This is a genomic window from Marinobacter sp. F4206, from assembly GCF_019392195.1.
GTDB lineage: Bacteria > Pseudomonadota > Gammaproteobacteria > Pseudomonadales > Oleiphilaceae > Marinobacter.
In genome coordinates this window covers 198,294-210,668 of sequence record NZ_JAHXKI010000003.1, presented here as the reverse complement: position 1 = coordinate 210,668, position 12,375 = coordinate 198,294, and the positions used below count along the sequence as shown (strand labels likewise).

Sequence of the window (12,375 nt, the reverse complement as noted above, 5' to 3'; positions counted from 1 at the left end):
GGACATTACCGGGCAGGAAGCGCCTTGACGGGATAGATGTCATAGCGACTGCTCTTGCCCTCGATTCGCGTTGCCGGCTCGGTGCCAGCAATGGCCGGGGCCTTGCGGGGCCGCTTTACGACCACCCGGTAAGTCGCACATCCAAGCGCTGCTTCCAGCAGCGCTTCGGAATCGTCGTCGTCGCCGACCACCATTCGGAACACCTGCATTTCTTTCTTGACCAGGGCCGACTTGTCACGGTGCGGGAACATGGGATCAAGGTAGATCACATCAGCCGATTCCGGGCCCGCAGACTCCAGCCACGGGAGACTGCTGCCTTCCTTCAGGCTCATACGCGCAACGATGGGCGCACAGTCGACATTGAGTGACGCCCGAGCCAGACCGTCCGCCAACAGGGCATGAATGACCGGGTTACGCTCAAACAGGGTAACCCTGCACCCGAGACTGGCGAGAACGAATGCATCCTGGCCCAAGCCGGCGGTGGCATCCAACACATGCAAGGCGGCATGGGTTTTCTGCAAGCCCACCGCTTTTGCGACCAATTGGCCGGCTCCGCCGCCGTGCTCTCGGCGATAGCCCATTTTTCCAGTTACAAATTCCGCGCGCACCGGCCCCGGTGCGCCTTTACCCGTCACCTGCAGCCCCAGACCGCTTTCGTCCAGATACAAGACCATGGCGAACGTCCGAATATCCTTCGGGCGAACAACTCCGAGGTTTTCAATGGCCAGGGACTGGCTCAGCTCGGCAGCGTGTCCGGCATCACCCAGCGGGCTGCGACCGACCGCCAATGTCCGGGCGAGCTGAGGATCGGGAGAAGTGAAGGAGGGGGAATCCGTCATCAAACCAGAATATCAATGCCGGCAAGCGAGCTGTCGCCGCCGGAATCCTGCCCCGCGGCTGCAACAACCGCAAAGGTAGACAGGGCCCGGGCCGTTGGCAATGGCAGTTCGTCAGCCCGAAAGCGCTCCAGACGGGCATCTTCGGCGGCACGCCGGGCCTCGACCCGACGTTCCAGACTGGTATCGGGTACGCGCTCAATGGTGGTTAGCGAGCGACCGTCGGCGAGATCACGGCGGGCAGCGTCTGCGGACTTCTCCGGGGAGGATGCCGGCGCACTGGCAGCATCGCCCCGTTCCCGGACCGGGCTGTTGTTCCCGGTCTGGTAGCCGTAGTTGTTTCCTGGATTGATACCACCGATCATGACCGGATCCCGCTGGCTCAGTGACAAATAGGGAAAGGAAATTATGGAAGAATCCGTCCGGGATTAAAAGCGTCCTGCGTTACTCACGACCCGGCAGCTTTTTCCAGGCAACCTCGTCCCGGATATACACCGGCTGAGCCTGGTCAGCAGGAACCGCCAAGCCCTGGCGATATCCGGTTTCCGCCAATCTGGCCACCCAGGCCGCTCGCGGAACCAGAGTGTCATCGACAGACGCCATCCGGGCAACGACCTCTGCCGGCATCTGGTCCTGGAAGCGCCAGCCCTGACCCGCTCCCAACCATTTTTCGGACCGACCTTCGAGGGCAACCAGAGAGGGCGGACAAACCCGTTCGTTGCCCTGCACTTCCGGCAGTCCGTCGCGGCGAATAAAACAACCCCAGTAAACCTCCCCCATGCGGGCATCGAACGCCACGGCAACCGCGTCGTCGTCCTGTAACGCCATGGAGTTCATCGCCCCGAGCGCAACGGTCGCGAGGGAGGACACCGGCACCACCGGTACATCCAGCCCCCAGGCCAGCCCCTGAACCACCCCCGTCGCTATTCGAAGACCGGTGAAGGAACCCGGGCCACAGGCGAAGGCCAGCGCATCCAGGTCCGCCGGTACCAGGCTCTTTTCAGCCAGCAGCTCCCGCACCATTGGCATCAGCAGCCGGGTGTGGCCGCGCGGAGCAATCTCGAAACGTTCGGATATCTCGCCATCAACAAGAAGGGCTGCCGAGCAGCCCTCCGATGACGTATCCAGTGCCAGCAGTTTCACGGACGTGAAAACCCTCGGGTCAGGATATCGTTGATTTACTGAAGCTTGGACAGAATCTGGTCACGAATGCTGTCAAGGCTGCCAACCCCTTCCACGCGCACGTACTTCGGCGCTGCATCCGGTGCTTTGTCGGCCCAGTCCTGGTAATACCCCACCAGCGGTGCGGTCTGATCGTGGTAGATCTTCAGGCGCTTGCGAACGGTCTCTTCCTTGTCGTCTTCACGCTGGACCAGTGTTTCGCCAGTTTCGTCGTCCTTGCCCTCAACCTTGGGCGGATCATATTTTACGTGATAGATACGGCCACTGCCCTCGTGGACACGACGGCCGGAGAGGCGGCTGACAATTTCCTCATCATCCACCGCAATCTCCACCACGAAATCAATTGCGATGCCCTGGTCCTTCAGCGCTTCGGCCTGGGGGATGGTGCGTGGGAAACCGTCCAGCAGGAAGCCGTTCTTGCAGTCCGGCTGCTGAATACGCTCCTCGATCAGTGCGATGATGATGTCATCAGACACCAGACCGCCGGTCGCCATAACCTCCTTGACCTGTTTGCCAAGCTCGGATTCGGCCTTGACCGCGGCACGCAACATGTCACCGGTGGAAATCTGGGGGATATCGAAGCGTTCAGTGATGAACTGGGCCTGCGTCCCCTTGCCCGCGCCCGGCGCGCCTAACATGATGATTCGCATAACGTTGTGCTCCCGTTTTAGTCATTATCGTTTGAAAAGTTGTGGCAAAAACCTGTGCCTTTGCGACAACCTCTCGACACCGGACGACGTGAGCCGGAATCGGCGAAGGCGCATTATACGAAGTCAGCCTGCTCAGAGAAAGTCGACCTCCGTATCATGCACCGCGAACGGGCATCTCGGGCCAGGAACGGACAGCGAAATCAGGATGACAGGGATGTGGCCAGTGCGTCCAGATCCGGGGCAACACGGTCCATCTCAAGCTCGAGAGCGTCCACCACACCGGGAGAAAGCCCAAGCCCTTCAAGAAGTGAGGGAACGTCGTCGGGGTTGAATTCATCGCCAATCCCACGCGCCTTGAGCAGGGCATTGGCCAGCTGAACCATCAGCACATAGCGTTCATGGTCACCGTGATAGCCCGCATACTGGTGCATTCCGGCCGACTTGATCACCGGGTCAGGCAGTTGCCAGAGACGGTGCAGGATGCCACCAATGGCGCCATGACCGACGGCGAGAACCTGTTCATTTTGGGAGTGGCCGAATACCTGCTGCTCAAGGGACTGCATGCTGGCCTCCGGGTTAGCCTCGCGCAGGGCGTTCAGCTCCTCGAATTCCGCAGGAAACAGATGTCCCACCAGCAACAGCCCGAAGTTGTGCAGCAAACCGCACAGGTACGCCAGGCCTTTGTCGACGCCACAATGGGGCGCCAGACTCTGACACAGGAAGGCGCAATACAGGGAATGGCGCCAGAAACTGTCCATGCCCAGCATACCCTTGCGGGGCACATCGAATGCCCGCACCGAGGCGATCCCCAGGGCAATATGGGCTACCCGATCGAAACCGAGCACCCGCGTTACCGCTTCCTGGACCGAGTTGATCTGGCCTGGATAGTTGAACAGTGCTGAACGGGCATAGCGCATGATCTGGGCGGTCAGGCTGGGATCGAATTCGATCAGCTCCGCAAGCTCCCGGGCGGTGGCCTCGGTGTTGGCTGTCAGGCGCAGGATCCGCAGGGCAAGGGCCGGCATGGGCGGCAGCCGATACAACTGCTGGAGTTTGTCGGCGACTTCGTCCAGGGTGAGCGCCGTCCGACCACCATTGCCCTGCCCCCGGATCACCAGGTGTCCAGCTCTGCTCCCGGCCAGGGCCAGCCTCAGGTGACGACCCTCCATTTCCAGCAACCCGTGGTCGGTTCCGCCGGCAAGCAGAACCCGCTCGGCCCGGGACACATCCTCGTCCACCAGGACTTGCAGATCATAGGCCGCACCAATGGGTGGGATGAAGCCGGGATCACAATCACTGAACAATCTCATGGTCTGGCGGGCGGTGAGCGGCTGCAGGTTGCGACCGGTGAGCTGACGGACGGCATCGAGATCCAGCGAACTGTCGAATTTGTGGACGGCCAACACGGCACCACTGATGTCGATCAGCAAAGTAGCCTGAATGAAGTCCGACTGTGGCTGCCCGGAGGCAATCACCGCTGCACCAAGATTGGTCGCCTGGTCGATCCGAAGATCGGTGTAGGGTATGCCCTTCCGGGCCAGAAATCGTTCCAGTCGCGCAGCGAGAGCCACAGCTTACTCCTATTGTTCTTTATTCTCGGCGGCCGCGGGGCCCCTGTTTAGTCGCGCCCAGCTTAACCGGTGTTGCGCATGCCTGCAGCAATACCTGCCATAGTCACCTTTAGAGCCCGCTCTACCAGTTCCGGGACTTCGCCTTTGCCCTCGCTCTCACGATTGCGCCGGAGCAGCTCGGCCTGCAGGTAATGCAGAGGGTCCGTGTAAGGATTACGAACTCGCATGGAGTGGGCAAAGACCGGCTCGCCTTCCAGCAGATCCGTCTGTTCTTTCAACTCCAGCAGGCGCTGAATGCAACGCTGCAGACGCTCCCGGAGGTCCTCGCCGAGTGCCCGCAATTTATCGTCGTCCAGCAGGGTCTGCTCGTAGTAGCTGGCAATTCGCAGGTCGGACTTGGCCAACACCATTTCCAGCATATCCACGTAGGTCCGGAAGAAAGGCCACCCCTTCATCATCTCGCGCAGCACCGGCAGTCGATTGTCCCTGGCCGCCGCCTCCAGCGCCACGTCACTGCCCAGCCAGCTGGGCAGCATCAGCCGCATCTGGGTCCAGGCGAAAATCCAGGGAATGGCGCGCAGGCTTTCGACGCCACCCGTCGCCTTGCGCCGGGCCGGCCGGCTGCCCAGAGCAAGCTTGCCCAACGCCTGCTCGGGTGTGACCTGACGGAAATAAGGCACAAAGTCCGGGTTCTCACGGACCACCTCACGGTAGGCCTTCAGGGACCGCTCGGTCAGCCAGTCCATGGTTTCGCGCCACTCCGGCTCGGGAGCTGGCGGCGGCGCCAGCGTCGCCTCAATTACCGCCGTGGTATAGAGGGTCAGGCTCTGCACCGCCAGATGCGGCAAACCGAACTTGAAGCGGATCATTTCACCCTGCTCGGTAATTCGGAAACTTCCATTTACCGACCCTGGTGGCTGGGAAAGGATCGCCCGATTGGCAGGGCCGCCACCACGACCGACGGTGCCGCCGCGACCATGGAACAGCGTCAGGTGTACCCCGTACCGATTGGCAACCTCGGTGAGTTTTTCCTGGGCCTGGTACTGTGCCCACGCGGCCATGAGCTGGCCGGCATCCTTGGACGAATCGGAGTAACCGATCATCACTTCCTGACGCCCCTGGCAGTACTCACGGTACCAGTCCACCTCATAGAGCGACGCCATGCTGTCGGGGGCGCCCTGAAGGTCATCCAGAGTCTCGAACAGGGGAACCACGCGCATGGGATACTTCATTCCCGCTTCCCGCAGCAGCAGGATGACACTGAGCACGTCCGACGGCTTGCTCGCCATGGAGATCACATAGGATCCCAGTGCCTGCGGCGTCTGCTGAGCCACGACTTCGCAGGTTGCGAGCACTTCACGGACCTGCTCTGAAGGTTCCCAGTTTCGGGGCACCAATGGCCGCCGACCCTGAAGCTCCTCTACCAAAAACGCCTGACGGTCGGCTTCCGACCAGGACAGGTAATCGCCAAGGCCAAGATAATCTACCATCTCGGCCACCGCCTCGGCATGGCGGGATGCCTCCTGGCGGATGTCGAGGCGTATCAGCGGCAGACCAAAGGTGTGGGCGCGACGGATGGTATCCAGCAGTGGGCCATTGGCGATGGATTCCAGACCGCAGTCCACCAGCGAGCGATAGCATAATTCCAGGGGGGCAGTGAAATCTTCGTTCTCGAACAGGATATCGGTGGCATCGGCTGTCTCGCCTTTAACACCGGCCTCTGCCCAGTCGCGGGTTTTTACCAGCCGTTCGCGCAGTTCCGCCAGCACCTGCCGATACGGTTCCCGGGCATCGCCGACGCGCTCCCGGAGTTCGTCATTGGCCCGCCACATGGACAGCTCGGCACGCAGTGCCTGGATATCCCGCAAATAAAGGTCAGCCGCCATCCATCGACCGAGCAGGAAAACCTTCCGGGTAACCTGATGGGTCACGTTGGGATTCCCGTCCCGGTCCCCGCCCATCCATGACGCAATACGGATGGGGGATGCCTGCAGCGGCAACCCCCGTCCTGTCGATTCGGACAGGGCGGCATCAAGGCTGCTCAGAAAACGCGGCAGAGCCTGCCACAGACTGTTCTCTATAACCGCAAAGCCCCACTTGGCCTCGTCCACCGCCGTTGGCCGCTCATGGCGAATCTCGTCGGTATGCCAGGCCTCGGTCACGAGGCGGGAGAGCCGCTCGACCACTTCCTCACGCTCGGCCGCCATCAGATCATCGTGATCCAGTTGCGACAGACACTCGGACATCTCGTCGTACTTCATAATCAGAGTCCGGCGCGCAACCTCCGTCGGGTGCGCCGTCAGCACGAACTCAATGCGCAGGTTTGCCACTCGTTCGTGGAGTTCATCCGGACTGACGCCGCCTGATTTCAGGCGTTCGAAAACCTCACTCAGGGACTCCACCATCAGGTCCGACTGATGCCCCCGCTTACGCCGGATACCGTGGTACTGTTCGGCCAGGTTGACGAGGTTGAGAAACTGGTTGAACGCCCGGGTCACCGGCAGCAGTTCGTCATCGCTCAGTTTGCCCAGCAGGCTGACCAGGCGTTGCCCGGAACCACTCTCCTGACACCGGTCGCCCTTGGCCGCCGCGCGGATCTCCTCAATCAGTTCGTAACACTCCTGCCCGGGGTATCGCTGGATGCTCTGACCCAGCAGGTCCCCCAGCATACGTACATTCTCTCGGAGATCGGGATGTAGCTCAGTCACATTGACGTCCTTTTGAATTGACGGAGGCAAAGTAAACTTACGATACTAAGGAATAGTCGAGAAAGTCTATTGGCGTTTCAAGCCTCTGGCCGCAAGGAGTACCCATGAAAGTGACTGATTTACCCAAGCATTGGGAAAAGCAAAAAGAACCCGTAGAGCGGACCCACGATTACAACCTGCGATTGCCGCTGGAAGATGCCGCCAGGATTGCTGCCCTCGCAGAACTCTATCCGGACCGCAGTGAAAGCGACATTCTCAATGACATGATCGGCGCGGCCCTGGACGACCTGGTTCGCCAAAGCCCGCTGAAGGACAGACTGGAAAGCAAGGACAAGTAATTACCCGGAGAGGCACCGGGGCAGAAAATACAGAGCGAGAGGCATGGATCCGGAGTGGCGAACGCCACTCCGTTCAACGAGGGCTGAGCAAGCGTTGCCCTGTCAGCGGGTCAGGCCACCGATTCCAGTTGGCGGGCTTTGAGGCGCTGGATGTGCTTCTGGCTCAGACTCACAAACTTCGGGGTCAGGCCCTGATCTTCATAGAGTTCGAAACCATCCTCATCATAGGCCACCACCTTGGTACCCTGAACATAGGGAAAACTGGTTTCCATTTCATCCAGCGCCGCTGAAATCAGGTCCCGCATAAGGTCCTGCGGCGATTTCATGGGGTAGAGCGCCGCCAGTTTTTCCAGACGCTTGTGATGCTGGTCGGACAACGCCATAAAGTAGGCGTCGCGGGTCAACCGTCCGCGAGCATGCTTGTCCCAGTAATTGACCAGATCCTTGATTTTCATGGTGCCTTCACTCCTGCATCTTATTGATGGCGCACGGCGCACGAAATCGGTGCGACCGTTTCCCGAAGTGTAGACGAAGCCGCTTCGCCGGGAACCTGCTAATTGGTAACGGATTGTACTTACCGCCCCACCTGTTTCAGCCCCCTGAGCTCTCCTTTTCCACGCCCTTGACCGCCTGCCACACGGCGTCCAGCGCTTCCAGGGATTCCTCGTCCATGTCGCGGCCTTCACGCGTAAGCACCTGCTCAATCGCCCGGAACCGGGCATCAAATTTGTGATTGGTGCGTTTGAGGGCCTGCTCGGGATTTACCTTCATGAACCGTGCCAGATTCACGCACACAAACAACAGGTCACCCAACTCATCCTCCACCGCATCCGCATCACCGGTTCCGGCCTGAGCGGCCTGCCAGGCCTCCTTGAGTTCGTCAATTTCCTCGTGGAGCTTGTCGAACACCGGACCAATCTCCGGCCAGTCGAAACCATGCCTGGCCGCCCGCTTTTGCAGCTTTTCGGCCCGCGCCATGGCAGGCAGGGTGCGGGCAATGCCATCCAGGCGGCTGACCGGCGCTTCCGAGGGTGGAACCAGGGCTCTTTCCTCGGCCTTGATACGCTCCCAGCTTTCCTTGATCCAGGCCTCATCCGGCCGGTTATCCGGATCTATCCGGCTATCCAGTGTTCCCTCTGGAAACACATGTGGATGGCGGCGGACCAGCTTGCGAACAAGGTTGTCGACCACACCATCGAAATCGAAATGGCCATCCTCTTGCCCCATCTGGGCATAGAAAATCACCTGAAACAGCAGATCACCCAGCTCATCCTTGAGATGCGGATAGTCCTTCCGCTCAATGGCGTCCGCAACTTCATACGCCTCTTCGATGGTATGGGGAACGATGGTTCCGTAGGTCTGTTTCGTGTCCCAGGGGCAACCGATCTCCGGATCCCGGAGCCGTGCCATCAAGGTTTTCAGGTCGTCTATGGAGTAGCTCATCCGCGCTTGCGCCTCACATCGATGATATTGGGCAGGTTGCGTATCTGTGCCAACAGCCGGGCCAATTGTTCAAGGCTGGAGATTTCCACCGTCACCGTCATGGTGGCGGTATTCTCGTCCTGATTGGTCAGGGTATTCAGTGCCAGTACGTCACTCTTCGAGTGCGAGAGTACCTGGGTAATATCACGCAGCAGGCCAGAGCGGTCGTAGGCCTCGATCTGAATATCCACCGGGTAAACCGCCGCTGGCTGGCCGCCCCAGCTGACTTCAATGATCCGATTGGGCTCAAACTCGCGCAAGTTCAGGAACGTCAGGCAATCCTGCCGGTGCACGGTGACACCCCGGCCAACCGTTATGTAACCACCGATCGGATCACCGGGCAGCGGCTTGCAGCACTTGGCGACCTGGGTCTTGAGCTTGCCCACACCCTGAATCTGGATGTCGGTGGCCGTGTCATAGGGCTTGTGGCGCTGGCTACTGAGTTTCAGGTCCAGTTGTTCGGACCTGGGCTCCAGCATTTGCTGGGCAACATTGGCGACGTGCGCAGGTCGAAGATCACCGGCACCAATGGCGGCAAACATGTCCTCGGAGCCGTGATAGTTCACCTTTTCCGCCAGCTCATTCAGGTTGACGTCGTACAGCGACAGCCGCTTGAATTCGTCCTCCAGAATGGCCCGTCCATCGATGACATTCCGGCCCCGGTCCTGCTGCTTGAACCAGTGGGTTACCTTGGCCCGGGCCCGGGACGTCTGAACGTAGCCCAGGCTCGGATTCAGCCAGTCACGGCTGGGTGCCGGATTGTTCGAGGTCAGGATGAAAATCTGATCGCCGGTTTTCAGCGGATAGGTCAGCGGCACGATCCGGTTATTCACCCGGGCGCCTCGACAGGCATGACCGATCTCAGTGTGAACCCGATACGCGAAGTCCACCGGCGTGGCACCCTGGGGAAGATCCACCACATGCCCTTCCGGGGTGAACACGTAAACCCGGTCCGACGCCACATCCGACTTGAGGTGGTCAGCCAGGCCGGAAAGATCGCCCAGATCCTCCTGCCATTCCAGCACCTGACGCAGCCAGTTGATCTTGGCGTCGTAGCCGGTGGATTTGTTGCCCCGGTCGGTTCCCTTGTAAAGCCAGTGGGCGCAGACGCCCAGTTCCGCTTCCTCGTGCATCTTGTGGGTGCGGATCTGGACTTCCATCACCTTGCCCTCGGGGCCAATCACCGCCGTGTGCAGTGACTGATAGCCGTTCTCCTTGGGATTGGCGATGTAGTCGTCAAACTCGTTGGGAATATGGCGCCACAGGCTGTGAACGATCCCCAACGCCGCGTAGCAGTCTCGGACCTCGGGCACCAGAATCCGGACGGCCCGAACATCGTAGACCTGGGAGAAGTCGATGCCCTTGCGCCGCATCTTCCGCCAGATGCTGTAGATGTGCTTGGCCCGGCCCGACAGGTCCCCGACGATGCCGGAGTCGTCCAGCTCCTTGTGCAGCGCGCCTATGACACGCTTGATGTAGCCGTCCCGGTCCAGCCGTTTTTCGTCCAGCAGCTTTGCGATTTTCTTGTAGGCGGTCTCGTGCAGGTACCGGAATGACAGGTCCTCGAGCTCCCACTTGATATGGCCGATACCCAGCCGGTGAGCCAGCGGGGCATAGATGTCGAACACCTCACGGGCGACCCGCATGCGCTTTTCTTCGGGCGCGTTCTTGACTGCCCGGATCGCGCAGGTACGCTCGGCGAGCTTGATCAGGGCGACGCGCACGTCGTCGATCATGGTAACCAGCATTTTCCGGACGTTATCGAGCTGGCCCTCGCTCTGCCCCAGGACATTGCCCTTGAGCGGATGATGGATCGAGGAAATCGCCGCCATCTGCTGAACGCCGGTGATCAGGCCCGCAATCTCGTCCCCGAACTGCTTTCGGACATCCTCCAGCGGCACCCGCTCTTCCCGGACGGCACGGTACAGGATGGCAGCAACCAGGCTGGCCTGATCCAGATGCAACTCCGCCAGCACCTGAGCCATCTCGATGCCGATCCGGAAGCTGCTTGATCCCGGCGCCCAGAGGCGGTCCTCGCGAAAGGCCTGGAGATCAATCTCCGCCGCCTTTTCACAGGCTTTGCGGAATTGGTCGACATCGTCCAGATGGGTCTGGGAGGCGATCTGCTGGACCCATCGTTCGATGTCCACCTCGCCATCACCGGTCAACGCATAATCTTCGCGAACTTTTACCATATCGGTTTTGCCATTTCTGATGGTTCCCGCACCCATCCCTGGGACGCATCTGCTCCGTCAGTCGGAATCCCGCTCAAACAGGGCGATGGATTCAACATGAGTGGTATGGGGAAACATGTCCATCACACCGGCACGCACCAGCCGATAACCGTTGCGCACCATAACGCCCGCATCCCGCGCCAATGTTGCCGGGTTGCACGATACATAGACGATCCGGTTGGCGCCAAACGCGGTCAGGTATTTACAGATTTCCTCGGCACCTGAACGTGGCGGATCAATCAGGATCTTGTCGAACCCCTCTTTGGCCCAGCTCTGGCCGGTGAAATCGCCATGCAAATCGGCACCATGAAAAGCGACGTTGTCCAGACCGTTCAGTTCCGCGTTCTCGCGGCCACGCACGACCATGGTCTCATCCCCTTCCACGCCGACAACCTGGCCACCTTTGCGCGCCAGTGGCAGCGTGAAATTACCCAGTCCGCAAAACAGATCGAGCACCCGCTCTCCCGGCCGGACATCAAGCCATTCGACAGCCCTATGTACCATGGTGCGGTTGATCCCTGCATTGACCTGGGTAAAGTCCATGGGATGGAATTTCATGGTCAGGTCGAATTCGTCCAGCCGGTAACTCAGTCGTTCGTCTGCCGGACCGTCAGACCCGGGCCAGATCCGGTGCACCGTGTCCGGTCCTTTGGGCTGCAGGTAGATATGCAAATCGTGGGCCTTGCCAAACTCGACCAGACGGGTCCGGTCATCCTCGCTCAGCTCATCCATGTTCCGGAACACCATGACCGCGTCGTCATCACCGCAGGCAACTTCCACCTGAGGAATCCGATTGTAGGCATCAAGGCCGTGGAGCATCTCACGCAGGGGGAGGATCCGCTCGCCAATCCTCGGGTCCATCACCACGCACTTGTCGATGTCGGTCAGAAAACTGTTCCGCTTCTCGCGAAAACCAACCAGCACTGACTCCCGCGCCGGAACGTAACGCACTCCGAGGCGGGCCTTCCGACGATAGCCCAGGCTGTTTTCCGAGCGCATCGGGGCCACCCATTCTTCCGGTTCTATGCCTCCGAAATGGGCAAAATGCTCCCTCAGCGTATCTTCCTTGAACCGGATCTGGGCATCGCCACTCATGTGCTGGAGGCTGCAACCACCACATAGATCGGCAAATTCACACGGGGGCGTCTGACGTTCCGGTACGCCCTCAAGCACCTCCAGGGTTCGCAGCTCATCAAACTTGCTGCGAGTGCTCACCATTTTGGCCATGACAGTTTCACCCGGCAGGGCACCATCAACAAACTGGGCCTTACCGTCCTGACGGGCAATACCCCGGCCGTCGTGGCTCAGTTTTTCAATATCACAGCGCACGGGCTCCTTGGGGAGAGCCTTCCGGCGTCGTCTACTCATACTGAC

At 60.1% G+C, this 12,375-nt stretch carries 11 protein-coding genes; 1 reads left to right on the top strand and 10 read right to left on the bottom strand.

Annotation, left to right across the window (positions count from 1 at the left end):
- Positions 1-5: 5 nt before the first annotated feature.
- From KZO34_RS14145 to ppc, 6 genes are all read right to left on the bottom strand, one after another.
- Complete coding sequence (locus KZO34_RS14145; protein WP_219477495.1) at positions 6-839, bottom strand: class I SAM-dependent methyltransferase; 834 nt, start codon at positions 837-839, stop codon at positions 6-8.
- On the bottom strand, positions 839-1,201 hold the full coding sequence (locus tag KZO34_RS14140) for a UDP pyrophosphate phosphatase (RefSeq protein ID WP_219477494.1): 363 nt from the start codon (positions 1,199-1,201) through the stop codon (positions 839-841). Before KZO34_RS14140 ends, KZO34_RS14145 begins: the two co-directional genes overlap by 1 nt.
- 79 nt (positions 1,202-1,280) lie before the next feature.
- Positions 1,281-1,979, bottom strand: coding sequence for a tRNA (adenosine(37)-N6)-threonylcarbamoyltransferase complex dimerization subunit type 1 TsaB (gene tsaB / locus KZO34_RS14135; protein WP_219477493.1), 699 nt, complete (start codon positions 1,977-1,979; stop codon positions 1,281-1,283).
- A gap of 35 nt (positions 1,980-2,014) precedes the next feature.
- Positions 2,015-2,668 (bottom strand): adenylate kinase, encoded by a 654-nt coding sequence (adk, locus tag KZO34_RS14130; protein ID WP_219477492.1) that lies wholly within the window; start codon positions 2,666-2,668, stop codon positions 2,015-2,017.
- Between the two features lie 200 nt (positions 2,669-2,868).
- Complete coding sequence (locus KZO34_RS14125; RefSeq protein ID WP_219477491.1) at positions 2,869-4,239, bottom strand: HDOD domain-containing protein; 1,371 nt, start codon at positions 4,237-4,239, stop codon at positions 2,869-2,871.
- Between the two features lie 62 nt (positions 4,240-4,301).
- Entirely contained in the window at positions 4,302-6,947 is a 2,646-nt protein-coding gene (gene ppc / locus KZO34_RS14120) for a phosphoenolpyruvate carboxylase (RefSeq protein WP_219477490.1), read from the bottom strand.
- A 104-nt stretch (positions 6,948-7,051) separates the two neighbouring features.
- Between ppc and KZO34_RS14115 the strand changes: the two genes are divergently transcribed.
- Entirely contained in the window at positions 7,052-7,285 is a 234-nt protein-coding gene (locus KZO34_RS14115) for a hypothetical protein (protein ID WP_219477489.1), read from the top strand.
- A 110-nt stretch (positions 7,286-7,395) separates the two neighbouring features.
- Here KZO34_RS14115 and KZO34_RS14110 read toward each other — a convergent pair whose 3' ends face one another.
- The 4 genes from KZO34_RS14110 to rlmD form a co-directional block, all read right to left on the bottom strand.
- Positions 7,396-7,740: a pilin assembly protein gene (locus KZO34_RS14110; protein WP_219477488.1), complete on the bottom strand. Its 345-nt coding sequence runs from the start codon at positions 7,738-7,740 to the stop codon at positions 7,396-7,398.
- Positions 7,741-7,876: 136 nt separating this feature from the next.
- On the bottom strand, positions 7,877-8,728 hold the full coding sequence (mazG, locus tag KZO34_RS14105) for a nucleoside triphosphate pyrophosphohydrolase (RefSeq protein ID WP_219477487.1): 852 nt from the start codon (positions 8,726-8,728) through the stop codon (positions 7,877-7,879).
- Complete coding sequence (relA, locus tag KZO34_RS14100; RefSeq protein ID WP_219477486.1) at positions 8,725-10,962, bottom strand: GTP diphosphokinase; 2,238 nt, start codon at positions 10,960-10,962, stop codon at positions 8,725-8,727. Before relA ends, mazG begins: the two co-directional genes overlap by 4 nt.
- A gap of 57 nt (positions 10,963-11,019) precedes the next feature.
- Complete coding sequence (gene rlmD, locus KZO34_RS14095; RefSeq protein WP_219477485.1) at positions 11,020-12,369, bottom strand: 23S rRNA (uracil(1939)-C(5))-methyltransferase RlmD; 1,350 nt, start codon at positions 12,367-12,369, stop codon at positions 11,020-11,022.
- Between the last annotated feature and the right edge of the window lie 6 nt (positions 12,370-12,375).

Coding starts and splice junctions, on each gene's coding strand:
- KZO34_RS14145 (WP_219477495.1), bottom strand. CDS start 839: ATGACGGATTCCCCCTCCTTCACTTCTCCCGATCCTCAGCTCGCCCGG.
- KZO34_RS14140 (WP_219477494.1), bottom strand. CDS start 1,201: ATGATCGGTGGTATCAATCCAGGAAACAACTACGGCTACCAGACCGGG.
- adk (WP_219477492.1), bottom strand. CDS start 2,668: ATGCGAATCATCATGTTAGGCGCGCCGGGCGCGGGCAAGGGGACGCAG.
- KZO34_RS14115 (WP_219477489.1), top strand. CDS start 7,052: ATGAAAGTGACTGATTTACCCAAGCATTGGGAAAAGCAAAAAGAACCC.
- KZO34_RS14110 (WP_219477488.1), bottom strand. CDS start 7,740: ATGAAAATCAAGGATCTGGTCAATTACTGGGACAAGCATGCTCGCGGA.
- mazG (WP_219477487.1), bottom strand. CDS start 8,728: ATGAGCTACTCCATAGACGACCTGAAAACCTTGATGGCACGGCTCCGG.
- relA (WP_219477486.1), bottom strand. CDS start 10,962: ATGGTAAAAGTTCGCGAAGATTATGCGTTGACCGGTGATGGCGAGGTG.
- rlmD (WP_219477485.1), bottom strand. CDS start 12,369: ATGAGTAGACGACGCCGGAAGGCTCTCCCCAAGGAGCCCGTGCGCTGT.